The sequence below is a fragment of the Thermophagus xiamenensis genome, assembly GCF_900112795.1.
Classification (GTDB): Bacteria; Bacteroidota; Bacteroidia; order Bacteroidales; family Marinilabiliaceae; genus Thermophagus; species Thermophagus xiamenensis.
In genome coordinates this window covers 16,937-41,737 of the sequence record NZ_FONA01000020.1, presented here as the reverse complement: position 1 = coordinate 41,737, position 24,801 = coordinate 16,937, and the positions used below count along the sequence as shown (strand labels likewise).

Here is a 24,801-nt window from a genome sequence, read left to right as displayed (position 1 = left end):
CATAAAGTAAAGGGGAAAATTTGGGAGTTTAGAGACGAATTAATACATTTGCAACCGCAATCAGAAACGACATAAGATGTGAAAAAGTTTAACATCATTGATTGCAATAACGATGATTAATTCCATATAAGTTTTCTCTATTCCCCTGGAGAGATGGGTGAGTGGCTGAAACCACCGGTTTGCTAAACCGGCGTACGGGTAATACCGTACCGGGGGTTCGAATCCCCCTCTCTCCGCATATATTAAAAAATATTCGGGGTATAGCACAGCCCGGTTAGTGTGCCTGCTTTGGGAGCAGGAGGTCGCAGGTTCGAATCCTGCTACCCCGACAATTTAAAAAGCTGCTTGATAACAGGCAGCTTTTTAAGTTTAATTCCATATTTATAACTTCCTTTTCATTCGTATAAAATTTACTTATATAATTAGTTTAAAGTCCATTTTGGCCATCCCTCACCCCTTAATCCCCTAAAGGGGAAATTTCCCAACCCGCAATCATAAAATCGATAAATCTCACTTCTGCCTTCTGCCTGTGCACTTCTGCCTATATCATTTTATACATGCTCTTTTGTGGCAAAAGTCGCCATGCTCGTTTCATCCGCATAAAATTTATTTATTTAATTGAACTATTGGTGCTTAAAATTAGTCATTAGTGGTTTGTCGTTAGTCACTAGTCCATTAACACTAATGACTGTTCAATTAATGACTATTGACTTCTTCTGCCTTCTGCCTGTGCACTTCTGCCTCTAAGTTTTTATACATGTTCTTTTGTGACGAAAGCCGCCATGCTCGTTTCATTCTTATAAATTTCATCAGTATTAAAATTTATTTAAGCTATCGGGGTGATGGAACTCGCATTTATATAATTAATTCAAACCTCTGAACACTAACAATCTTATTCCCTTTATTATTTTTTATAATTCAAATTAAATTATTTTTGCAAACTATAAACAGCGGAATTACATATTCTAGAGGGTTTTATTTTAATACCAATTTATTATAAACAATGAAACGAGCATGACCAGGAACGCTTGTCACAACAAGAACATGTATAAACTTAAGGTCATGCGAGTTCCATCCAACCAATAACTTAAGTAAAATTTATACGGATGAAACGAGCATGACAATGAGAGATTTTCACAAAAGAGAATGTATAAAATTCTTTGTCATGCGAGTTCCATTCGGCCAATGAGTTAAATAAATTATATACGAATGAAAGATATCATCGAAATGCTAAAAACAGGTAAATACACCTGTGTCATAAAAAACAACAATCAAATCAGAACGTTTACTCAACGAGGGGTTAGAGATTTATATGAATTATTGAACAATGATCCGGATTTTTTAAAAGGAGCTTTTGTAGCCGATAAAGTGGTGGGAAAAGCATCGGCTGCATTGATGATTGCCGGAGGGGTTAAAAAATTTTACACCCACATGATTAGCAAACAGGCATTAAATTTACTGAAAGATAAAGATATTGAAGTGGAATATGAAAAAGAGGTGCCGGTAATCATCAACAGAGACCAAACAGACTGGTGCCCTATGGAAAAAATGTGTCAAAAGGAAAACTCTATTGAAAACATTCTGAAATTGGTCCGGGATTTTTTAAACCAATCAAAACTAAAGACACTTGCACTATTCATCCTTGGCATGACCCTTTCACTTGGTTCAAAAGGACAAGAAAAAACAGACTCCCTGAAAAATAAAAAAACAATATCTCTTGATGAAGTCACAGTCACCGGAACACGATTTGAAACTGACATTCGTCATTTGCCTTTAAGCATCTCCATTATAACTACTGACCAAATCAAAAACAGTCAACAACCATCCCTGTTACCCATTCTGAACGAACAGGTACCCGGCCTTTTCATCACCAGTCGCGGCATTATGGGTTATGGTGTGGCCAACGGTGCCGCCGGTACTATGAATCTTCGGGGCATTGGAGGACAACCTACCACGGGCTTGCTGGTACTCATCGACGGCGAACCACAATATATGGGGTTAATGGGTCATCCAATGGCCGACGCCTATCAAACTATGCTGGCCGAAAGAGTAGAAGTGATACGTGGACCGGCATCTGTACTCTATGGTTCCAATGCCATGGGCGGAGTTATCAATATTGTCACTCCGCAAATTAAACAGGACACGGTAACCTACCACGCCAGAGTGGGCTATGGCTCCTATAACACTTTGCAGTCCTCGGTTTCCAACACTTTCCGTAAAAAAGGGTTCAGCAGAAAATTGGCGTTTTCATACAACCGTACCGACGGTCACCGCCCCAACATGGAGTTCGACCAGTGGAATGGCTTTACCAAATTGGCTTATGAGATAGCCAACCAATGGAATATCTCTTTTGATCTCAACCTATCACATTTCAACTCATCCAATCCGGGAACGGAAAATGAACCCATTATCGATAACGATGCCCAAATTACCAGAGGAATGACTTCGTTGGCGTTAGAAAATAAATTTCATCAAACTTCCGGAGCTATTAAATTCTATTATAACTGGGGACAACACAAAATAAACGATGGCTATCCCATTGATGGGGAGCCGCTGGATTATCGTTTTCGCTCTAACGATAAAATGACAGGTATATCGTGGTATCAGTCTGCCTCCTTGTTCCCTAACAATCGGTTAACCGTAGGTGTCGATTATCAATATTTTGGAGGTGAAGCCCGGAACCAATTTATAGATAATGCTGAAAATGTTACATTGGCCGACACCTCTTTAAACGAGACTGCAGCGTATGTAAGCATCCGCCAATACCTGGGAAATCGCCTAACCTTCGATGCCGGATTGCGTTACGACAAACATTCAAAAACCGGAACACAATGGATTCCACAGGCTGGCATTGCTTTACATTTACCAAATACATTGGTCGTTAAAGCCAATGCCGCAAAAGGATTTCGCAATCCAACCATCCGTGAACTTTTTATGTTCCCCCCTCAAAACCCTGATTTGAATCCGGAAAGCGTTATGAATTATGAAGTTTCCGTTTCCCAACAACTCTTTAGTAACAGCTTTCAATATAATTTAAACCTCTTTTATCTGGAAGGAGACAACATAATTCAAACCGTATTTAGCGATGGACGACCTTTAAATATTAATACCGGCAAGATAAAAAATCATGGCATAGAAGCTTCCATTACCTATAAAATAAATCAGTGGTGGACCACTCATGCCAACTACAGCTGGCTGAATATGAAATATCCTGTGGTAGCAACACCACAACATAAGGCATTTACAGATGTCACCTTTTCTAAAAAAAAGTTTAGAATATCCTCAGGATTTCAATATATTAACGGTCTTTTTACATCGGTGGAAGACGACGAACAAGAAAATTTCCTGTTATGGAATGTAAAAGCCAATTATCGATTAAACCCTTTGATAAGATTTTTTGTCAATGGAGAGAATCTTTTGGCTCAAAAATATGAAATCAATGAAGGATATCCCATGCCAAAAGCTACCTTTATGACCGGAATAAATTTCAACTTTTAATCATATCGACTATGGAAGCTACAACAGTCAAACTTTACTCTCTGGAGTATAAAGATGCCAAAACCTATTGGGTAACTTCTCTTTTTGTTGCCGGGAATATAATTTTCCCCCAGGTTTGCCACCTGGTTAATCTGGGCCCGGTCCTTTTACCCATTTATTTTTTCACCCTCATTGGCGCCTATAAATACGGCTGGAAAGCAGGAGTATTAACTGCCCTTTTATCGCCGGCCATTAACTCGCTATTGTTTGGAATGCCACTGACAGCCGCACTGCCGGCCATCATGATGAAATCAGTACTTTTGGCCATTTCTGCCGGATTTGCAGCCTATTACTTTAAAAAAGTTTCGGTTCCGATATTGTTGGGTGTCGTATTCATATCACAAATGATTGGGACATTGTTTGAATGGGCTATGATAAAAGACTTTTTCCTGGCGATTCAGGATTTCCGACTAGGTATTCCTGGGATGGCTTTTCAAATATTTGGTGGATTCTTGATGATTCGGTTCATCCTCCAAAAATAAGGTTTAGGAGACTACAGAGATTATAAATTAACGTTTCGAGCGATAAGTAGAAACAAACTTTCTTGGTCATGCTCGTTTCATTCGTATATAATTTATTTAACTCATTGGCCGAATGGAACTCGCATGGCTTAACTAAATTTATACATGTCCTTTTGTGGCAAAAGTCGCCATGCTCGTTTCATCCGTATAAAATTTTTCTAATTTCTTGGCCGGTGGAACTTGCATGGCTTTTTATGTGCATTTACTTATTATGAAAAGGCATCTTGCCACCCTAGTATCATTAGTATAAAGGTTTTCCGATATATTGAGCCATAAAACGGTTTTCCAAATAGAACAATTCATTCCTTAGTGAACAACCACACTAATTGCCACTTATTTTATGAAAATAAGCAAAACGAAAATTTTCATTGTTTTTATAATTATCCTAGTACTTCAAGACTGCCAAAGTAAAAACGATCAGTATCACTCCCCTCTGAAATTCACCCACAACGTATATCCCCTATTGGATACCGAAAATTCAAGATGGTTTTACTTTACGTCTGCTTCCCGACCTTTTGGAATGGTAAATCTGAGTCCCGACACAGAAGTACATGGAACCTGGGGAAGCGGTTACCGATACAAAATCGATACAGTAAAAGGTTTTAGTCATATACATGCCTGGCAATTATCAGGGCCATCGGTTATGCCTGTCACATTGCAGTCAACAAATAACTCAATTTTTAAAGATTATTATTCCAAGTTCAACCATAAAACTGAAATCATTACCCCGGGCTATCATCAATTATTTCTTGACAGGTATCAAATAAAAGCGGAATTGACATCAACCAAAAGAGTTGGATTTCATCGGTACTACTTTAACAAAAAATCTTCATCCCCTGCCATATTATTTAACTTAAATGGTCAGCTCGGACCCAGTAAAATGGCGAAAGGTTACATTCAACTTTCAGATAATCCAGCTAAAATTCTAGGTAAAGTCACGAATTTACCTACCCGCAGAAGACCCAAGAGTTGCACCGTATTTTTCTCTGCTCATTTTAACGCACCCATCAAGGATGTCGTAAAAGATTCAATAACGGGAAATTACCTTATAATATTTAAAGATATTCCAAATGATGAGCTTCTCCTTAAGTTGGCGGTTTCATATACATCTGAAAACAATGCAGAAATAAATCTACAACATGAGTTGCCACACTGGAATTTCGACAAGATAGTAACGGAAGCTCAAGAAGAGTGGAATCAATTACTCGGACGCATAGAAGTGGAAGGCGGAACAGCGGAACAACAAAGAAGATTTTACACCGATCTTTGGCATTCACTCCAAGGTCGAAGAATTATTAATGACATTAACGGCGCCTATCCCGATAATACGGGCGATGAATTTAAAATAGGTCAACTACCGCTTGACAAAAACGGTGTTCCGTTGTTCAACCATTACAATTCAGACTCTTTTTGGGGTGCGCAATGGACACTTAATACGCTGTGGGGATTGGTTTATCCGGAATATATGTATGAATTTTCAATGTCATTATTACAATATTACAAAGATGGCGGAATCATTCCCCGTGGTCCTTCGGGTGGCAACTATACCTACGTTATGACCGGAGCATCATCTACCCCTTTTATAATAAGCGCTATACAAAAAAATATAATAAAAGAAAATCTTGATTTTATTTATCAGGCACTCAAAAAAAATCACATGCCAGGCGGCATAATGGGAAAGGCTGGTTACGAACATAATACGAACATCGGTGGAGGGTTATCATATTACCTTAAAAATGGATATGTTCCTTATCCTTTCCCGGAACCATGCAATGCCTTCCATTTGGACGGGGCAGGACAAACTTTGGAGTATGCCTATCAAGATTGGACACTTGCCCAGCTAGCTACTAAACTCAATATTTCTGACGAGGCAGGTTATTTTTTCAATCGCAGTAAAAACTACGTAAATCTGTTTGATTCCATTTCAGGATGGATGAGACCCAAAGACCTAACAGGTAAATGGATGGAAGATTTCGACCCATTTAAATTCAAGGAAGGGTTTGTAGAGGCCAACGCCGCTCAGGCTACATGGTTTGTACCTCATGATTTAGATGGATTAGCAAATCTTATGGGAGGAAAAGAAAATGCTGCCTCTAAATTAAATAACCAATTTCAGGAAGCAGAAAACTGGGGTTTTACTTCCGGAACTTCCCACGATTTGGAAACGCATCCTGAATATCGCAGAATTCCTATTAATTACGGCAATCAACCCTCAATCCAAACGGCTTATATTTTTAATTACTTAAACAAACCCTGGTTAACTCAATACTGGTCAAGAAAAGTTGCTTCCGCTGTTTATGAGGGTATTAGCACGAACAGAGGATACAAAGGAGACGAAGACCAGGGATTAATGGGATCACTGGCCGTTTTAATGAAAATTGGTCTTTTCTCAATGAAAGGTGGATGTTCCACAGAGCCTTATTATGAAATAGGCAGCCCTATATTTGATAAAATTACAGTCCATCTTAACCAAAAATTTTATCCGGGAGATAAGTTTGTCATTTCTTCTAAAAATAATGGACCCAATCATTATTATATCCAATCTGCCACGCTAAATGGGGAAAAATTAAATAGTTGGAAAATTTTTCACGCAGACATAATTAAAGGAGGTGAGTTGATACTGCAAATGGACAGCATTCCAAATAAAAAGTGGGGTGTTTCAGTAAATACTGACAGTTCATCACAATAACACAGACCCAACAAATTCCGAAAATTATTTTTGGATATTTTTTCTGACATGTGGAACAAGCTCCGGTGACAATTGGAAAAATTTGTATAATTTTATTACCGGTCATACATTAATTAGGATGTAAAGATTAGTTGTTATGGCTTTTTATTATCGGTTAATCCAAAATCGGATGAAAGGCAATAAAAATAACTATTTTGCCAAAATTTACAACCCGAGCACCATCACCGAAAAGGAAATAATGGAGCACATGGTTAATCAGGGCGCTACCATCACCATGGCTGATGTGCTGGCAGTACTAAAAGCGTTGGAAAAAGCCCTGTTGTATTTTTTCACTCAAGGGGTAAACATTCGAACGCGTTTATTTAATTTCCAATTATCCATCCGGGGCACGTTCCAGTCGGAAGACGACTACTTCAACCCTAACCGTCATAAATTGCACGTAGTATGCAGGCCTACCAAACTGCTAAAAAAAACGCTGACAAAAGTAAAGCTTCAAAAGATAAATGTTCCGGCCACCACTCCCGTTATTGAACGAATAACAGACTTAAACACCAACACAGTTAACACTCAAATTACGGCGAATAATGTCATTCTTATCGAAGGCTCAAAACTCAAAATTGACCTTAACGATCCCCGACAGGGAATATTTTTTATCGATGAAAATAAAAATGAAATTCGCCCGCAACAAATATTTACCAACACCTCTTCCCGCCTACTTCTAAGTCTGCCACCCGACATTGCAGGTCCTGTTGAAGTGGAAATCAGAGTTCCCGCCTTTAAGGACCGCGACATAAAATTCTTTCGTTTCCCTCATAAACTGAAAGTAAGGAAGCCTGACAGCCAAACATCAAGTCCCTGAACGGCCAAGCCTCTTATTTTGCCGGCTGAGAACCGTGCGCGGCACGCCTCTCAAGATTTGATTTCCCAATCCACAAACAATATAAAACTCATTACTTAATGCTTTTAAAAGTTATTTAAGCAATACGGCTTTTATAAATTAAGCCGTTTTGCTTTTTTCTTAACAGCCGAACGAATTTTTATTGAAAAGCCGTGCGGCTATTTAATCTTTAGCCATCCGGCTTTATTTTCTGATATAAGGTTTTTATTACCTCTCCCAAAGGTGGTCAACATATGGTTATAGACGAAATTATTAACCACTATGAGAGGTGCAATACTTCATGTTACTAATTCTTGCCATGAAAATACATCTGTTGGTCGATACATCTGTTGCATCTGTCGACTTCATTTGATCATCAATTCATTAACAAGCATTTTTGTTTCAGTTAGAACCACCAAAAAACACAACCATGCCTATAAGTAGTATCAACGGATGTATCGGATGCGGCGAATGCGTAAAAAGCTGTCCTACCGATGTAATTCGCTTAAACAGCAAAGGAAAGGCAGAAATAAAGTATCCGGACGATTGTCAAATCTGTCATTTATGTCGATTGAATTGTCCGGTGGATGCCATCACCATTACACCGGAAAAATCTATTCCAGTTATTGTTTCATGGGGGTAAAAGTTATGAGTAAAAAAGTTTTACAATTGTTCTTAGTCATCGCCTTATTTTTAGGTTTACCTGGTCTGTTTTATGCCTATAGCGGAGTTCCGCAACGAACCTGGTTAAAAGAAACCTTTTCGATAATTACCGTTATCGCATTTTTGGACATGATTTTCCAGTTCTATTTGTCACGTGCCAATGATAAATTCTGGGAGGGCTGGAAAAAAAGCCGCCTCATAAAATGGCATAAAATTATGGGTTACATATTCATTGGCATATTACTGGTTCATCCCTTTTTAATTGTGATTCCCCGCTATTTTGAGTCGGGCGTAGAGCCGGTCGATGCCTTTATGCTGATACTCAAATCTTATAAAATGCCGGGTATTTTTATGGGCATAACAGCCTGGCTTTTGATGTTGATTTTAGGACTCACCTCAATGCTGAGAAATAAATTACCATGGTCATATAAAACATGGAAAATATTTCATGGTATTTTGTCCATAGCCTTTATCTGCAGTGCTACCTATCATGTTATTGATACCGGACGACACATTACAACCGAAATGGGATGGTTCATTGCCATATTGACCGGTGTGGGAGTCCTTTTATTACTTAGATCTTACGTAATTAAACCATTTACCCGCAAAAAACAAAACACCTTATTGAACCCGACAAAAAAGGATTAAATAATACCAACTCTATATTATCAAAAAATATTTAGGCAAACAATTGCCCTTTAGCACAACTCACAAAAAATCCCGGTATGCAAAATATTTCACGACGACAATTTATAGAAAGAGCAGCAGCAACAGCAGGGTTTGCTGCCTTGGCTTCAATGGGGATGGGTTGGGGTACAAATAAACCATCCGTCCAATCAAAAGAGATGCAACAACAAAAGATGAAGACCGATGTTCTGGTCATTGGTGGCGGAATGGCAGGACTGTTTGCGGCAGTCAAAGCACACGATTCCGGTGCCAAAGTTATGTTGGTATCTAAAGGTCGGTTAGGCTCATCAGGCTCTACCCCTTTTGCCAAAGGTCTTTTCGAATTTGACCCGGCAACCTCCAAATATTCTTTAGACGAGTTTGTAGAAGCCGTAGGCCGGTCGGCTCTGGGTACCAACAATCCGGTTTATACACGTCAGATGGCAGAACATTCAAAAGATCGCATCGATGAACTGAGAGAATGGGGATTTTTCGATTCTGCTATCTATCACAAGAGTTTTAGTAAACCAATAAACGACAGAAAAATTTCTGTTTATTCTAATTCATTTAACTAAAACACTTTAATATGAACAAGCTCAACTATTTTATTGCAGTCCTTTTTATAGGTCTCATACCACTCAGCTCTTGTTCGGATGATGAAGATGACCTTACTACAACAGATACCGAACAAGAAGAAAGTTCTGATGATTCTGTGGTTTCAGACGACGAAGATTATGCCGACTGGACTGAAGCGACACACAGCAACGACGCCGAACTTAACTACGATGTAGTCTTTGACCAATCACAGGTGTTGCGGTTTGATATTGAAATCAGCAGCGATGATTGGCAAACCATGCAAAACGATTTAGCTGAAAACCTGGGATATAGTGGAGGCAATCGTCCCGGCGGTGGTGGAATTGCCTCATCCAGTGATTTTGATCCCGTTTGGGTACCTTGCTTATTTAAATTTAACGATACGGAGTGGTATCATGTGGGCATTCGGTTTAAGGGCAATTCCAGTTTACAGGCTGCCTATCAGTCGGGTAACAATAAATTATCTTTTAAACTCGATTTTGATGAATTCGAAGACGATTATCCTGCCATTAAAAACCAGCGATTCTATGGTTTTAAACAACTCAATTTGAACAACAATTACGATGATGCTTCCTTAATGCGCGAAAAAGTGGCAGCCGACTTGTTTCGAAGTTTTGGTGTACCCGCTTCTCAAACCACTTTCTGCGTCGTTTATGTTGACCATGGTAACGGACCTCAATATTACGGTGTTTATACCCTGGTCGAAGAAGTAGACGACACAGTGATTGAAACTCAATTCATCGATGACTCAGGAAATCTCTATAAACCCGATGGCGATGCCGCATCATTTGCTTATGGCACATTCGACACCGATGAGTTTTTCCCTAAAACGAATGAAGATGAAACCGATTTTTCTGATCTAAGAAGTTTATATGACGTTTTGCACAGTTCCGAAAGAACAACAGACATTGAAACCTGGAAAAATAATTTGGAAGCTGTTTTTAACGTCGATGCATTTCTGAAATGGCTTGCTGCAAATACTGTTATGCAAAACTGGGATACATACTAGTGAAGTGACCGGTTATTCCTATTTAAGAAGTGACTCAGAATTTGACTGGGCTGTAGAGGAATTAAAATCACATGTTACCGAACGCAATAACGCTGTTATATCTTATCTGCAGCAATAATTCAGGGTTAACATAATGGGCATGATACAAATAGTTTGTTACAGAAAATATATAAACTTTGAGTAATGCCAGAACCGGTAAACCCATGAATGAAACCCACATGACGATTTGAGGTCACAAAAGAACATCTTTAAAAAGACAAAGGCAGAAATGCACAGGCAGAAGGCAGAAAAAGTTTTTAGTGATTAGTGAACAGTCATTGGTGTGGTTGCACTAATAACTATTGACCAATCACTAAAAACTAATTTTAAGTTTTAGCCTGCCAATAACTTAAACAAACTTTACACGGATAAAATAAAGACTACAGTATGGCTGTCTTCCGAAATCGTAATAAATATATCATTATCTTTACCACAAAATGAGAAGAATATTAAAAAAACAAACCGAAATAAAGGAAGGCAGCCTTCCGGTATTATTAACCGCAGCGGTTTGGCTGTTGATGTTTGTAATCCCTTTGCTTTTTGGGGATTTTTCAAATGGCATCAATTGGACCCATATATTTAGGATATGGAAGGAGTATAGTGTTCTTTTTCTCATCTTTTTAATTAATCGTTTTTTGCTAATGCCACGATTGTTTTTTAGGGGGAAAAGAATACTCTATTTTGTTTCCATTATTGGTTTAATAGTAGTTATATCCACAGTTCTGTTTTTAGTGGAGCAACATTCCACACCCCGTGATTTACACCCCATCTTAGCTATTCCCCCTCGCGGACCAATGCCTCTCAAGCAACCATTACCTATACCCCCTGAAGCTATCCCCCCTTTTGCAAACCTGTTTATCATGAGCATTCTGGTGATAGGGTTTGATTCCGGCATCCTGTTCTTTAGTAAATGGACGCATGCCGAACGCAATAAATTAAAAGCGGAAAAAGAGAGCATTCAAAATAAAATGGCTTTTCTCCAAAACCAGATCAGTCCTCACTTTTTTATGAATACTTTAAATAACATCCATGCGCTGATCGATATTGATACCGAAGAAGCCAAAGAAGCTGTCATAAAACTCTCTCAAATGATGGATTACATGCTGTATGAATCACAAACCTCTAAAATATCACTAATAAAAGAATTAGATTTTATCCGTAGTTACGTCGATTTAATGAAACTACGCTTTACCGATGATGTGGATATCGTCATTAACCAACCGCAGGTGGTGCCACAGGTAAAAATACCCCCGCTTTTAACCATTTCTTTCATTGAAAATGCCTTCAAATATGGTATTAGCTATCAATCTCATTCTTTTATTCACATTGATATTGTTACAAATGAAAAACAGTTGTTGTTTAAAGTCAAAAATAGTGTTCCTAATACTCTCCCCGGAAATAAAAGAGGTTCCGGAATAGGTATTGAGAACGCCCGTAATCGTTTAAATTTGATTTATGGCAATCAATACCACTTAACTATACAACAAGACGATAAAGAACATACCTTTAATGTAGAATTAAAAATCCCGTTATGATAACCTGTGTATCAATAGATGACGAGCCTTTGGCCCTGAAGCAGATTAATGGATATATCGAAAAAATTCCTTATTTACAACTCCTTGAGGGGTTCACCAGTGCTATTAAAGCGCTCGATTTTCTGCAGCACAATGAGGTGGATTTGATGTTTGTTGATATCAACATGCCGGATCTATCAGGCATGGACTTTGTTAAATCTTTGTCCAACCCTCCCAAAGTCATATTTACAACCGCCTACAGAGAATATGCGGCCGAAGGTTTTCAGGTGGATGCCGCCGACTATCTGGTAAAACCCATATCCTTTACTGCTTTTGCGAAAGCTGTTGACAAAACACGAAATCGTTATTTTCAGAATTCGAAGCCACAAGAGAGTATTCAAAACAATGACCAATTTCTTTTTATTAAATCAGAATATAAAATCATTCGAATCAACCTGGATGATATCAAATATATTGAAGGGATGCGCGATTATGTTAGAATTCATCTGGATAACGAAAAACCCATCATGGCCCTGTTGGGAATGAAAAATATTCAACAGCACCTGCCATCCGACAAATTCATGAGGGTTCACAGATCATACATCGTTAATTTAAATAAAATACATATTATTGAACGCAACAGAATTGTATTCAACCCTGATGTATATATTCCTGTGAGTGATCAATATAAAGAAGAGTTTCAAAAGTATCTGGACCATAATTTCTTAAAATAAAACCGAGGCTTCACCTGCACTGCATCCGTGGAAAATACCATTTTTATAGGCTAATCGGAAATAATACAGAAAACAATTCCCACATACATAGGCGAAGCTTCGGCTTACCAAAAATCTTTTACTTTTTAAGGTGAAAGACAGAATTTAAATAAGATATATTAAACCTGTTAAATTATTATTTTTTCCATTTAATACTGCAACCTATAGCTTTGGTTTCCTGAACTTTTACAGGTCTACCCGCTTCCAAATCAGCAATGGCATTGGCCACATACTTTTCTTTAACCGCGGAAGCATCTTGATAATTATCATCAATGGCGCCAATATATTTTACAATGTATTTTCCACCCTCTTTTTTCAACAAAAACACGTGGGGTGTACGAGTAGCACCATAGGTTTTGGCAATCTCCTGAGTTTCATCGAAAAGATAAGGAAAGGTAAACCCTTTTTCTTTAGCCCGAATCTTCATGTTATCGAACGAATCTTCAGGAAAGGCTTTGGGATCGTTGGGGTTAATGGCAATAACAGGATATCCTTTAGGTTTGAAGGTTTTATCCAGCTCAATCATACGATCTTCATAAGCCACCACATAAGGACAGTGGTTGGTTGAAAAAATCACTATAAAACCTTTAGCATCCGGGAAATCAGCCAATGACACCATTTTGTCATCTACATTTTTCAAACGAAAATCAATGGCTTCATCGCCCGGTTTATATCCCTGACCAAAAATGGTCATCGTCAGCGCCATCATCACGGCTGATAACATTAACTTTTTCATAACTATTTCGATTTAATAATGGTTATTAATTCATCATAAGAAAGAGATCCTTCATGAAATCTTTTATTCTTCCCCTTATATATTAACGTGGCAGGTATAGCCCCCGACCATTGGGGATCCACCTTGGGTATCCATTGATTACTGGCAGGATCATTCAAAAGAATGACTTGTTCATTCATTGCGTGTTCCTCTATGAAAGGTAGCAGTCGACTCTCTTTTTGCGTGGGGAAATCGAGACTAACAAAAATAAACTTCACTTTTTCGTTCTTCAGGTCGGCAGCGGCCTTCAGAAACCCTGGCAACTCTTCTACACAAGGCTTACACCAGGTGGCCCAAAAATTAATCACATATGTGGTATCATTGTTTTTTTTCAACCAGGGTTCAAACTGCGAAAAATTAACCTCAGGTACAGTCTGTCCGGTCACAGGTAACCATCCCAATAAAAAAAACAATAATATTATTTTAAATCTATTCATACTTTGTTGTTTTATAAATTCGTAATAATTACTTCAAAAAAACAATCCTTAACCTTCAATTTTGCATCCACAAAATGATAACCTAATAACTTCAATTTTTCGGGTTTCCTCCGCCAACGTTCATTTAAACAATCTGGATGCCAAAGAAGTTCATGTTAATGCTCTTATTAACATGTTTTTAATAGCTTTACAAAACATATCCACTGAAAACCATTTTTCGTGAATGTTTCAAAAACCAAATTTTATTCCGTAATTTGAACTTTACAGTCCATAAAATTATTTTTTATAGGAGTATGAGCCCTAAAAACAATTTCAAAATAATTGAATTATTATTTAGACTCAACTTTCGAAATTTAAAATAATAATGACGACCAACAAACGCTCACCCTCTCTTTTCGAAGCATTAATTCCCATCCTTTGTCTTGTCGTTTTACTAACAATTAATGTATTTGTTTTTGACGATACGCTGGCAGGAGCAAATCAGGCAGCCCTGCTTCTGGCGGCAACCATTGGCGGTATAATAGTTCAGCGTCAGGGCATGGGCTGGTCACATACCAGCGATCAAATAATAAAAACCATCGGTTCTGCAATGCCCTCAATGCTGATTCTCCTACTTATTGGATCACTTGCAGGCACATGGATGATAAGCGGTATTGTTCCCGCCATGATTTATTATGGTATGGACCTGGTCAATCCGCATGTTTTTCTGGTTACCGCAGTAATTGTCTGTTCGGTGGTATCGGTCGCAACAGGCAGTTCATGGTCGACCATTGCCACCATAGGTGTTGCCCTGCTAGGCATTGGCAAAACCATGGGCATCGATGACCCTATCGTGGCAGGCGCCATCATTTCGGGTGCATATTTCGGTGATAAAATTTCCCCGCTAAGCGATACCACAAACCTGGCACCCGCCATGGCCGGAACCGATATCTTTACCCATATTCGTTATATGTTTTATACTACCATACCCAGCATGGGCTTAACGCTGATCATCTTTATTGTACTGGGTTTTAAAACTGACTTTAGCACATCCATTGTTGAAACAACTGCCGTAAAAAATGCCATCAACAACGCATTCAATATAACGCCCTGGCTATTCATCGTTCCCATCATACTATTAACCCTCATCCTGAAAAAAGTACCGGCTATTCCTTCCCTTATGGCCGGAACACTTCTGGGAGGTGTCTTTGCAGTGATTTTTCAACCCGATATCATTAAGGAGACAGGTGGGGAAGGAATTAGTTACCTGAAGGCCTCTTACATCAGCATTATGCAGGCCATCTTTGGCGATACAACAATTGACACATCCCATAGCAGCATCAACGAGTTATTGAGCACTTCAGGCATGCGGGGAATGCTTAATACCGTTTGGCTCATATTATCGGCTATGGTATTCGGGGGAGTAATGGAAGCAGGTGGGTTGCTCACAAGAATTACCCGTCCAATCATGATGCGGGCACGCTCTTCCGGGGCTTTGGTCAGCTCAACAGTGGGAACATGCCTTTTCTTTAATGCAACAGCCTCCGACCAGTACATTGCCATTGTTGTACCGGGACGAATGTTTAAAAAAGCCTACGAAGAAATGAATTTAAAACCGGAAGTATTAAGCCGTACCCTCGAAGATTCGGGTACCATGACTTCCGTCCTGATTCCATGGAATACCTGTGGTGCAACCCAGTCAAGAATACTGGGTGTGGCAACTCTCGATTACGTGCCCTATTGTTTTTTTAATATTATCAGTCCTTTTATTAGTATCTTGTTTGCTTATCTAAATATTAAGATCCGACGAATAGAACCAATTACTAAACATAAAACACACAACTAAAAAAATGAGAACAACCATCTTTTTTTCAACCCTGCTTATTCTGGCATCCTGTCAAAAAACAAAAGTAGAGCCGGTGAAGGATACCCCGACAGCAGAACTGGGCGAAGGCGCAATCTGGCATCCGGCAGAAAACGCACTGTTATGGGTGGATATTACAGAGGGAAAACTATTCATGTATCACCCGCAAAAGGGTATGATACATAATATTTCCCTTGAAAGTATGGTGGGTACGGTGGTCCCTGCATCCGATAAATATTTGGCGGTGGTAGCTCAAGAAACCGGTATTTTTGGCGTTACACACGATGAACGTTTACAATTGTTAGCACCTTTCCCCTCTGATGCAAAAAACAATGTTCGTTTTAATGATGGTAAATGTGACCCTATGGGCCGCTTTTGGGTGGGTACCATGTCGAAATCGGGTGAAGCGAATGCCGGAAATTTATATATGCTCAATGGCGACAGCCTTATTGTGAAACAATCGGCTGTAACCATTTCCAATGGCATTGTTTGGGATACCAACAAAAATCTGATGTATTATATCGACACCCCTACTCAAAGAGTGTTTGCTTATGATTATGTGCCTAAAACCGGAGAAATATCTCACCGTAGAGAAGTAGTTAAAATCCCTATGGGGTTGGGTAGTCCTGACGGAATGACCATCGATGCTGAAGGCAAACTATGGATCGCTCATTGGGGTGGATATGGCGTCTATCGGTGGGACCCGGAAAACGGACAATTGCTGGAAAAAATTGAGGTGCCGGCACCTAATGTGACTTCCTGTGCTTTCGGCGGAGAAGATCTTAGTACTCTCTACATCACCACCGCTCGGGAAGGATTAACCGAGGAAGAACTTAAACAGTACCCGTTAAGTGGTTCTTTGTTTTCCGTAAAGACTAATGTTAAGGGACTGCCGGCTTACCTCTTTTCAGATTAGACAGTTGTCCTTTAATATTATAGTCAGGAATAAAGGATTATTGAATTTATGCCCTGATATACAGCACTTCACTTTTTTACCATTTCATAGCCATTTTAACCTTTACCCTGCCGATTGCACCCGATAATTGGAGTTAAATAAATTGATTAAACAAAAACAAATCACGGGGTATCCTCTGTTTAGAGACATACCCCGTTATTGTCATATTATCAGTAAGAGACCCTATCCAAAAGGGCCAAATCATCTTCATCCAAACCAATTTTTGGGGCTTCAATCATAGCTTCCAATTGACTTATTCGTGTGGCACTCACTATGGGAGCAACGATGAAAGGTTTTGTCAACAACCAGGCCAAAGCTATTGTGGCAGGTTGACACTTATATTTTTCTGCCACCTTTTCCAAAGCCTCAACAACAGCCAAACCTTTCTCATTCAAATATTTTCGGACACCTTGTCCGCGTACGCTTTTCCCCAAGTCTGCTTCAGAATGATATTTGCCGGTTAAGAATCCTGCCGCCAGCGACCAATAAGGCATCACACCCAACCCATATTTTTTTACCAAAGGGGCATATTTTGTTTCATACCCTTCTCTTTCTACCAGGTTATAGTGTGGTTGCAAGGCTACATATTCGGGGAAACCATTTTCCCTGGCCACATCAAATGATTCAACAAGTCGTTCGGGAGAAACATTTGAAGCTGCTACATACCGTACTTTTCCGGCTCGGACAATTTCATTATACGCCGACAACGTTTCTTCAACAGGCGTTTTGTTGTCATCGAAATGTGTAAAGTACAAGTCTATATAATCGGTTTGCAGCCGTTGTAATGATTCATCCACCGATTTCAGAATATGCTTTTTGCTAATATCAAAAGGGTGTTCCCTGGTCTCGGAACCCACCTTGGTGGCAATAACTAATTTATCACGGTTACCTCTGGCCTTCATCCACTTACCAATTATGGTTTCAGACTGTCCGCCCGTTCCGTTTACCCACCAGGCATAGGTATCGGCCGTATCAATAAAATTGAAGCCTGCAGCAACAAAAGCATCCAGTATCTTAAACGATTGTTGCTCATCCAATGTCCAGCCAAACACATTGCCGCCAAAACATATTCTGGAGACTTCCAACTCGCTTTTTCCTATTTTTACTTTTTCCATTTCCTAATTTTTTATTTCTCATGCTGTAATTGTTATTCCCTTTTCATCCTTATAAAATTCACTTATTTTATTGATATACTGTCTCCTAAAGTTAGTGATTAGTCAATTGTGCTTAGAGGTTAGTCAATTGTCTATTTAGTTCATCAATCTCATCAATCTCACCAATCTCTTCAATCCACTCAATCTCATCATCTAACGACCTAATGGCCTATTGACCTGGTGGCCTTTCCAGCCTGTGCACTTCTGCCTCTAAGTTTTTATACATGCTCTTTTGTGGCAAAAGCCACCATGCTCGTTTCATTAAAAACCCACGAAGAAAAAGTGACTGGCCCGGACTTATTTTGCCAGGTTTAAAACCGTACGCCCCTTTAACTGTCCCTTAAGTATTAAATCTATTTTATGATCCAACTCACTAAGAGAAATCTCGGAGGCCATTTCTTCTAAAGAATCAGGCTTCCATTCGAGAGACAATTTGTTCCATACTTTTTCGCGGTATGACATGGGATAGTTCTGAGAATCAATACCAATAAGTGATACCCCTCTGAGGATAAAAGGGAAAACTGTCAGGTTAAGCTTGGGTGAAGCCACGTTGCCGCAGCAAGTTACTACTCCCATTGGTTTTGTTGACTTAATAATATTTTCAAGAATTACCCCGCCAACGGTATCAATAGCACCTGCAAAAGAAGATTTCAAAAGAGGGCGGTCTTCCAAACCTTCAATATCTTTTCTAAGAATAATTTCTTTTGCACCAAGATCTTTAAGAAAAGTGAATTCTGTGGCTTTACCTGTAATCGCTGTCACCTCATATCCCATTTTATTTAATATGGAAATACTAAGCGAACCAACACCGCCGGTAGCACCCGACACAATAATTGGTCCATCACCTGGCTTCACCAACTCGCTAAGTCGCAAAACCGATATTCCGGCAGTTAAACCGGCCGTACCAATGACCATAGCTTCTTTCATCGTCAACCCATCGGGCAATGGAACTGCCCAACCTTCCGGAACCCTTATATATTGTGCAAATCCACCATCGGTATTCATGCCTAAATCATAACTGGTGACTATAACTTTATCACCTGCCTTAAAGCGATTACTGCGCGATGATACCACTTCTCCCACCGCATCGATACCCGGAGTATGAGGATAATTTTTCGTTACACCCTTATTACCAATGGCTGACAACGCGTCCTTGTAATTCAAAGAAGAATAATATACTTTGATTAGTAAATCACCATCCGGGAGCTCATCTATCGATTTTAATTTCACCGACCTTTTATATATCCCATCCGTCTCTTCCACTACATACGCTAAAAATTCCTTTTCTTTCATGTGTTTCACTACTTTTTAATTTATGTTTTTTCAACAGAGGGGCAAAGTTAGCCCGGATATATAAATTAACACCCAAGAGTAAGAAAGGTTATTGAAAATCCACATTTTTCAACAAAAAGGCGGAATTAAAGAAAACATTAACACATATTAACGAGCCAGGATATTAAACTATTTAAGGACAAAGACATCTAATTTTGCAGTGTTCAACATTTAACTATTGATTAATTTGGTTATGAAGAAGTTCCGGAATTTTGGAGTCGTTTATTCGATACTAACTTTAGTTTTTAATTCAGGATTACTTGCCCAGCCGGCACCTCCGGCCGAAAAAGGAAAGCTTACCGGTAGAGTAATAGATGCCGAAGAAAATGTTCCTATGGAGTTTGCCACCGTTTCTATCTTCACGTTGGATTCCACGTTGGTCGACGGGGGTATTACCAACCAAAACGGGGAATTTAGCTTTGACCTTAAACCGGGAAATTACTATGTGGAAATTCAATTTGTAGCGTATCAAAAAGAAACATTCAATAATATTAAAATAGACAACAAGAGTACTGTGGACCTTGGGTCAATACGCTTAAAGCCTTCCACTACAAGTCTTAGTGAAGTCACTGTAACGGGCGAAAAAAGTGAAATGGTTATAGGGGTCGACCGAAAAATTTTCAATGTAGGAAAAGACCTTACCAACACCGGTAATTCTGCAGCTGAAATATTGGACAACATTCCTACGGTATCAGTCGATGATGATGGTAACGTATCGCTTCGCGGTAGTGGCGGAGTGCGTATGCTGATTAACGGCAAACCATCCGGATTGGTTAATTCAGGAACGGCTGACGCTTTGAGATCACTTCCCGGAAACATGATTGAACGGGTAGAAGTCATTACCAATCCCAGTGCCCGTTACGAAGCAGAAGGAATGGTCGGTATCATCAACATAGTACTAAAGAAAGACCAGCGACGAGGGGTGAACGGGTCTTTTGAGGGATCAATCGCCACACCAGAAAGATATCAGTTTGGTGCTAACATCAATTTTCGACGCGAAAAAATTAATTACTTCTTTAACTATGGAATCCGCTATGGGGAACGGGAAGGTGAAGGATTCTCAGACCAATATTTCCCGCTTGCCGATACACCTTTTCATACGCGTCTTGACCGTAACAGAAACCGTTCAGGATGGTCACACAACCTACGAGGTGGCGCAGATGTTTATCTAAACAATACTACCACCCTGACGGCCGCCGGAATGTTTAGCTATGACGATGAAACCAACAAATCGGATGTGTTGTATCAAGATTTTCTGGACAACAATGGACAGGCGGGCGATATGTTTGAAAAAACGACCCGTTTTGACGAAGAACAAGAGACCGAATGGAATGTGGATTTCTCATTGAACCTGGAAAAGATTTTTGACCCGGACAATGAAGAACACAAACTGAACATTTATGCTCAATACATGCTTGATGATGAAACAGAAGATTCTGATATAGAAGAAAAAGTCTATTCATCTTCGCCATTCAACCTTGCCAATGACTCAGCCTACCAAACAGTTTACAACAATGAGCGTGAAGAGAACTATCTGATACAGGCTGATTATGTTTATCCGTTCAGTGCCAACGGACGCTTTGAAGCAGGCGTTCGCGGAGAATTTAGAGATATCTCAAACCCTTATGAAGTAGAAAATCTCGATGAAAATGGGGACTGGACAACAGACCCCAATTACACCAACGATTTTAGCTACGATGAAAACGTAGCCGCAGTATATCTTCAGGCCGCCAATAAATGGGGTCCCATAAGTGTTCAGGCGGGATTAAGAGGAGAATATACAGGAATTAAAACACATCTCAAAGAAACCGGCGAAGAGAATGAGCGCTCCTATTTCGACCTCTTCCCCACTGTTCATACCACTTATCACTTCAACCAATACAACGCCTGGCAAATCAGTTACAGCCGAAGGATTGACCGCCCAAGTTTCTGGAACCTCAATCCGTTTTTCGGGCTTACCGATTCCAGAAACATCAGAAGAGGAAATCCCGACCTGGAACCTGAATTCACCGATGCCTTTGAAAGTGGTTATGTATATACTCCGGGTAAATCATCCTATTATGCCGGCATCTATTATCGATACACCTCCGGCGTGGAGGAACGAATCAGTTATGTTACACAGGATGGGATAACCATTACCGAACCCCGTAACCTGGCAGAAAGAAAAGCTTATGGAGCCGAAACCAATATTTCTATCGAACCTTTAAAATGGTGGAACCTCTCGGCCAACTTCAACTTCTATCGCAGGCAAACCGAAGGAACATTTATTCCGGACGAAGGCGAAGTACAAGACTTAAGCAGCGACACCTGGTCATGGGATACACGCATCAATTCCAGAATGCAGTGGGATAATAACCTAAGTTTTCAAACCACATTCTTTTACCGAGGAGAACAGGAAACCACGCAGGGCATCCGAAAACCATTTTATATGATGTTTATGTCAATCAGTAAGGATGTTCTGAAACGTAACGGAACCATATCCCTTAACATTAGAGATGTCTTAAATAGTCGGAAATTCAGATATGAACTGGACCAGCCGGATATTATCTCTACCAACGAATTCAAATGGAGTTCGCGAGAAATCAGATTGTCGTTTATTTATCGTCTGAATCAGAAGAACCGTCCTGCCAGAAATGGAAGCCGTGAAGGAGGAGGGATGGATGCAGGAGGAGATGATATGGAGTTTTAAGACTGGTAAATGGGAAAAAGGTTGAAGGGTATAAAGCAGGAAAACAAGATTTAACGACTTTTGATCCGGCAAGCCAATAAGTTGTTTGGCGGATAGACTATTAGAAAAAAGCGAATGGCTTACCCGCCACCCGGTGCCAAATGGTATCATCCCAATCCACCGGTACTTCACGAATAAACCGAAAAGCAGGTTGATCCACATAATTTTCTGGTAAATCAGCCGCCATTTGCAAAGGACTATAAGTAAGTGAGCTGACCTTTCCTGAGTGCAGCATTTCTGGCTCTTAAATTAAGAACCTGATTATATTCCAACTTATAATCAGGATTTCATTAATTCTCTTCTGTCAACTTTTAAGAAAAGGTAATAGAAGTTTTCAATGTTCGAGGATACAAAACTCAGGTTGAAAATGCTTTTAATTCAGGAGAAAGTCAATAAACATTTCGCAAATTGTGGTACCTTTAGACCGAAACAAAATTTAATCTAAGGCTAAACAGTTTAAAACTAAAGCACATTGAGATGCCTAAATACATTTTATCATAACCGTCAGGTTCCGAAAAACCCAAAAACAAAAATATGAAGGCCGCCATTCGAAGAAAATATGGTTTACCCCATAAAATAATCGTTGAGTCGATTGAAAAACCCGTTCCGCAGGACGATGAGGTGTTAGTCAAAGTCATGGCAACGACTGTAAACAGAACAGATTGTGCCAATTTAACGGCCCAACCATTCATTATGAGATTTGTTTTAGGTTTACTGAAACCCCGAATAATAATATTGGGGACAGATTTTGCAGGCATAATAGAATCAAAAGGGGAAAAAGTTAAATCGTTGAATATTGGTGATAAAGTATTTGGATTTACTGATACCGGCTCCAGGTCACAGGCAGAATATCTCACTACAACCGAAGAAAATCTCTTTCCCATCCCCCCAAACATAGACTTTAAACAAGCCGCAGCAAGTCTGGAAGGGGCTCACTATGCTTACACCTTTATTCATAAAGCAAATATCCAATCCGGACAACGAATTCTAATTAATGGGGCCACCGGAGGTATCGGCTCTGCCCTACTCCAATTTGCCCGTCAATATGACATCAAAATAACAGCTACTAGTGACACCAAAAACATCGAATTAATAAAATCTTTGGGAGCCGACAAAATTTATGATTATACCAAAGATGATTTCACCAATGATAAAGATAAATATGACTATATATTTGATGCCGTTGGTAAAAGTACATTTGGAAAGTGTAAACCATTACTTAAAGAAAAAGGCATTTATATATCGTCCGAGTTAGGGCCCTTTGCTCAAAATCTATTTTTTTCGTTTGTGGCTTCATTCACTCATAAGAAGGTAATATTTCCGGTACCCTACAATAAACAGAAAACAATACCATATATTATCCAGTATTTAGAGGCAGAAAAGTTCATGCCGGTAATTGACAGAGAATATACTTTAGAGGATATTTCTTTAGCGTATGATTATGTCATTCAAGGACAGAAAACTGGGAACGTCATAATCAATGTATAAAAAGGGATCGCCAATCCTAACATGATCGTTCCGAAAGAATTAGATATACGCACAGCGCCATCAAACATTAAAAAGCCCGGACAAAGGCCATGGCCAATCCGGGCTTTTATCATCTTAGGCATTAAGGCCAATTCAAAAAAACTACATCTGTCTAAGGTAGTCAGAAGCACTTAGGGCAGCAATAGTACCCTCGGCTGTAGCAGTAGTTATCTGCCGGTATTTTTTATTAATGCAATCCCCGGCAGCAAAGACACCGGAAATACTGGTTTTCATATCCCTGTCTACTACAATTTCATCTCTTTCATTGAGTTCCAGCAACCCCTTAAAAGGTTCTGTATTTGGAAGATAACCAACAAAAATAAAAGTTCCTTCCACCTTCAGATTCTTACGTTCGCCCGTGGGCAGATGTTCAATGGTCATGGATTGCAGACGCCCGTTCCCGCTAAAAGCGCGAGGTTCCGATTCCATTATAAATTCAATCTTAGGATTCTTTTTAGCTTCTTCAACTGCATGTTCAAATGCTTGAAAACGGTCGAACTGATGGATAATGGTCACCTTCGAAGCATAGTTCGTTAATGTCACAGCTTCTTCTAATGCCGAATTTCCACCACCTATAACTGCTATTTCTTTATCCCTGAAAAAATCACCATCACAGGTAGCGCAATAAGAGATACCACTTCCTTTAAAAGTCTCTTCACCCGGAATATTCAATGAGCGAGGACGTCCCCCCGGAGCTAAAATGACCGACCGCCCCTTAAAGGAGCGACCATCTTCCAGAGCCACCTCTTTTACAAGCCCTTCCAACTGATAACTTGCTATCTTCACATTCGATTTAATCTTACAACCGAATGACTTGGCCTGCATTTTCATTGTATTGGCCAACACATATCCATTGGTTGTTTCAACACCGGGATAATTAGCTACCTCGTTGGTCAATACCATTTGCCCCCCTACCGCCCCTTCATTCAATATTAGCGTATTTAAACGGGCACGAGAGGTATAAATTCCTGCCGTAAGACCTGCAGCTCCTGCTCCAATTATTATTACATCATAAATATCATTCATAAGTTTTGGGCTGATAAATAATGAAAAGTCAACACATTACAAAAAACAAAGATGCCGTTTAATTTGCAACATCCAATTGTTAAGTATAGTCAATACTCCTCTGGCAAATTATGATAATTAATTTTGCTAATATAAATGTACA

At 39.5% G+C, this 24,801-nt stretch carries 20 protein-coding genes and 2 tRNA genes; 16 read left to right on the top strand and 6 right to left on the bottom strand.

The window, feature by feature from the left end:
- Positions 1-147 precede the first annotated feature (147 nt).
- The 12 genes from BM130_RS12020 (at position 148) to BM130_RS11965 (ending at position 12,843) form a co-directional block, all read left to right on the top strand.
- Positions 148-236: transfer RNA gene (locus BM130_RS12020), tRNA-Ser, on the top strand.
- A gap of 18 nt (positions 237-254) precedes the next feature.
- A tRNA-Pro gene (locus tag BM130_RS12015) sits at positions 255-329 on the top strand.
- An 880-nt stretch (positions 330-1,209) separates the two neighbouring features.
- The gene (locus BM130_RS12010; RefSeq protein WP_010526569.1) at positions 1,210-3,498 is read left to right on the top strand and encodes a TonB-dependent receptor domain-containing protein; all 2,289 of its coding nucleotides are present in this window, start codon (positions 1,210-1,212) and stop codon (positions 3,496-3,498) included.
- Between the two features lie 11 nt (positions 3,499-3,509).
- A complete protein-coding gene (locus BM130_RS12005; protein WP_010526568.1) occupies positions 3,510-4,019 on the top strand; it encodes a hypothetical protein in 510 nt (169 codons plus the stop codon).
- Positions 4,020-4,398: 379 nt separating this feature from the next.
- Positions 4,399-6,747 carry a GH92 family glycosyl hydrolase gene (locus tag BM130_RS12000; protein WP_010526567.1) on the top strand — a complete coding sequence of 783 codons (2,349 nt, stop codon included), beginning with the start codon at positions 4,399-4,401 and terminating at the stop codon, positions 6,745-6,747.
- A gap of 136 nt (positions 6,748-6,883) precedes the next feature.
- The gene (locus tag BM130_RS11995; RefSeq protein ID WP_010526566.1) at positions 6,884-7,606 is read left to right on the top strand and encodes an HU family DNA-binding protein; all 723 of its coding nucleotides are present in this window, start codon (positions 6,884-6,886) and stop codon (positions 7,604-7,606) included.
- Positions 7,607-8,054: 448 nt separating this feature from the next.
- Positions 8,055-8,267 (top strand): 4Fe-4S dicluster domain-containing protein, encoded by a 213-nt coding sequence (locus BM130_RS11990; RefSeq protein WP_010526565.1) that lies wholly within the window; start codon positions 8,055-8,057, stop codon positions 8,265-8,267.
- A gap of 5 nt (positions 8,268-8,272) precedes the next feature.
- Positions 8,273-8,935, top strand: coding sequence for a ferric reductase-like transmembrane domain-containing protein (locus BM130_RS11985; RefSeq protein ID WP_157998093.1), 663 nt, complete (start codon positions 8,273-8,275; stop codon positions 8,933-8,935).
- 77 nt (positions 8,936-9,012) lie between these two features.
- Entirely contained in the window at positions 9,013-9,528 is a 516-nt protein-coding gene (locus BM130_RS11980) for an FAD-dependent oxidoreductase (protein WP_010526563.1), read from the top strand.
- An 11-nt stretch (positions 9,529-9,539) separates the two neighbouring features.
- Positions 9,540-10,556, top strand: a complete 1,017-nt coding sequence (locus tag BM130_RS11975) for a CotH kinase family protein (protein ID WP_010526562.1) — start codon at positions 9,540-9,542, stop codon at positions 10,554-10,556.
- 476 nt (positions 10,557-11,032) lie between these two features.
- Positions 11,033-12,130, top strand: a complete 1,098-nt coding sequence (locus BM130_RS11970) for a sensor histidine kinase (RefSeq protein ID WP_010526561.1) — start codon at positions 11,033-11,035, stop codon at positions 12,128-12,130.
- Complete coding sequence (locus tag BM130_RS11965) at positions 12,127-12,843, top strand: LytR/AlgR family response regulator transcription factor (protein WP_010526560.1); 717 nt, start codon at positions 12,127-12,129, stop codon at positions 12,841-12,843. Before BM130_RS11970 ends, BM130_RS11965 begins: the two co-directional genes overlap by 4 nt.
- A 175-nt stretch (positions 12,844-13,018) precedes the next feature.
- Here BM130_RS11965 and BM130_RS11960 read toward each other — a convergent pair whose 3' ends face one another.
- On the bottom strand, positions 13,019-13,618 hold the full coding sequence (locus tag BM130_RS11960) for a thioredoxin family protein (RefSeq protein WP_029626479.1): 600 nt from the start codon (positions 13,616-13,618) through the stop codon (positions 13,019-13,021).
- 2 nt (positions 13,619-13,620) lie between these two features.
- Positions 13,621-14,094, bottom strand: coding sequence for a TlpA family protein disulfide reductase (locus tag BM130_RS11955; protein ID WP_010526558.1), 474 nt, complete (start codon positions 14,092-14,094; stop codon positions 13,621-13,623).
- 364 nt (positions 14,095-14,458) lie between these two features.
- Here BM130_RS11955 and nhaC point away from each other — a divergent pair, with 364 nt between their 5' ends.
- Positions 14,459-15,919 (top strand): Na+/H+ antiporter NhaC, encoded by a 1,461-nt coding sequence (nhaC, locus tag BM130_RS11950; RefSeq protein WP_010526557.1) that lies wholly within the window; start codon positions 14,459-14,461, stop codon positions 15,917-15,919.
- Between the two features lie 4 nt (positions 15,920-15,923).
- Complete coding sequence (locus tag BM130_RS11945) at positions 15,924-16,853, top strand: SMP-30/gluconolactonase/LRE family protein (protein WP_010526556.1); 930 nt, start codon at positions 15,924-15,926, stop codon at positions 16,851-16,853.
- Positions 16,854-17,062: 209 nt separating this feature from the next.
- Here the strand turns inward: BM130_RS11945 and BM130_RS11940 are convergent, their stop codons facing one another.
- The gene (locus BM130_RS11940) at positions 17,063-18,007 is read right to left on the bottom strand and encodes an aldo/keto reductase (protein WP_010526555.1); all 945 of its coding nucleotides are present in this window, start codon (positions 18,005-18,007) and stop codon (positions 17,063-17,065) included.
- A gap of 336 nt (positions 18,008-18,343) precedes the next feature.
- Positions 18,344-19,339: a YhdH/YhfP family quinone oxidoreductase gene (locus BM130_RS11935; RefSeq protein ID WP_010526554.1), complete on the bottom strand. Its 996-nt coding sequence runs from the start codon at positions 19,337-19,339 to the stop codon at positions 18,344-18,346.
- Positions 19,340-19,571: 232 nt separating this feature from the next.
- On the opposite strand from BM130_RS11935, the gene BM130_RS11930 reads away from it, so the two are divergent.
- Entirely contained in the window at positions 19,572-22,067 is a 2,496-nt protein-coding gene (locus tag BM130_RS11930; RefSeq protein ID WP_010526553.1) for a TonB-dependent receptor, read from the top strand.
- A gap of 100 nt (positions 22,068-22,167) precedes the next feature.
- Here the strand turns inward: BM130_RS11930 and BM130_RS15470 are convergent, their stop codons facing one another.
- Positions 22,168-22,341, bottom strand: coding sequence for a hypothetical protein (locus tag BM130_RS15470; protein WP_010526552.1), 174 nt, complete (start codon positions 22,339-22,341; stop codon positions 22,168-22,170).
- 299 nt (positions 22,342-22,640) lie between these two features.
- Here BM130_RS15470 and BM130_RS11925 point away from each other — a divergent pair, with 299 nt between their 5' ends.
- Positions 22,641-23,594 carry an NAD(P)-dependent alcohol dehydrogenase gene (locus tag BM130_RS11925; RefSeq protein WP_010526551.1) on the top strand — a complete coding sequence of 318 codons (954 nt, stop codon included), beginning with the start codon at positions 22,641-22,643 and terminating at the stop codon, positions 23,592-23,594.
- A gap of 141 nt (positions 23,595-23,735) precedes the next feature.
- On the opposite strand, the gene trxB is transcribed toward BM130_RS11925, so the two are convergent.
- Entirely contained in the window at positions 23,736-24,659 is a 924-nt protein-coding gene (trxB, locus tag BM130_RS11920) for a thioredoxin-disulfide reductase (protein WP_010526550.1), read from the bottom strand.
- Positions 24,660-24,801: the final 142 nt, after the last annotated feature.

Coding starts and splice junctions, on each gene's coding strand:
- BM130_RS12010 (WP_010526569.1), top strand. CDS start 1,210: ATGAAAGATATCATCGAAATGCTAAAAACAGGTAAATACACCTGTGTC.
- BM130_RS12005 (WP_010526568.1), top strand. CDS start 3,510: ATGGAAGCTACAACAGTCAAACTTTACTCTCTGGAGTATAAAGATGCC.
- BM130_RS12000 (WP_010526567.1), top strand. CDS start 4,399: ATGAAAATAAGCAAAACGAAAATTTTCATTGTTTTTATAATTATCCTA.
- BM130_RS11995 (WP_010526566.1), top strand. CDS start 6,884: ATGGCTTTTTATTATCGGTTAATCCAAAATCGGATGAAAGGCAATAAA.
- BM130_RS11990 (WP_010526565.1), top strand. CDS start 8,055: ATGCCTATAAGTAGTATCAACGGATGTATCGGATGCGGCGAATGCGTA.
- BM130_RS11985 (WP_157998093.1), top strand. CDS start 8,273: ATGAGTAAAAAAGTTTTACAATTGTTCTTAGTCATCGCCTTATTTTTA.
- BM130_RS11980 (WP_010526563.1), top strand. CDS start 9,013: ATGCAAAATATTTCACGACGACAATTTATAGAAAGAGCAGCAGCAACA.
- BM130_RS11975 (WP_010526562.1), top strand. CDS start 9,540: ATGAACAAGCTCAACTATTTTATTGCAGTCCTTTTTATAGGTCTCATA.
- BM130_RS11970 (WP_010526561.1), top strand. CDS start 11,033: ATGAGAAGAATATTAAAAAAACAAACCGAAATAAAGGAAGGCAGCCTT.
- BM130_RS11965 (WP_010526560.1), top strand. CDS start 12,127: ATGATAACCTGTGTATCAATAGATGACGAGCCTTTGGCCCTGAAGCAG.
- BM130_RS11960 (WP_029626479.1), bottom strand. CDS start 13,618: ATGAAAAAGTTAATGTTATCAGCCGTGATGATGGCGCTGACGATGACC.
- BM130_RS11955 (WP_010526558.1), bottom strand. CDS start 14,094: ATGAATAGATTTAAAATAATATTATTGTTTTTTTTATTGGGATGGTTA.
- nhaC (WP_010526557.1), top strand. CDS start 14,459: ATGACGACCAACAAACGCTCACCCTCTCTTTTCGAAGCATTAATTCCC.
- BM130_RS11945 (WP_010526556.1), top strand. CDS start 15,924: ATGAGAACAACCATCTTTTTTTCAACCCTGCTTATTCTGGCATCCTGT.
- BM130_RS11940 (WP_010526555.1), bottom strand. CDS start 18,007: ATGGAAAAAGTAAAAATAGGAAAAAGCGAGTTGGAAGTCTCCAGAATA.
- BM130_RS11935 (WP_010526554.1), bottom strand. CDS start 19,339: ATGAAAGAAAAGGAATTTTTAGCGTATGTAGTGGAAGAGACGGATGGG.
- BM130_RS11930 (WP_010526553.1), top strand. CDS start 19,572: ATGAAGAAGTTCCGGAATTTTGGAGTCGTTTATTCGATACTAACTTTA.
- BM130_RS15470 (WP_010526552.1), bottom strand. CDS start 22,341: ATGCTGCACTCAGGAAAGGTCAGCTCACTTACTTATAGTCCTTTGCAA.
- BM130_RS11925 (WP_010526551.1), top strand. CDS start 22,641: ATGAAGGCCGCCATTCGAAGAAAATATGGTTTACCCCATAAAATAATC.
- trxB (WP_010526550.1), bottom strand. CDS start 24,659: ATGAATGATATTTATGATGTAATAATAATTGGAGCAGGAGCTGCAGGT.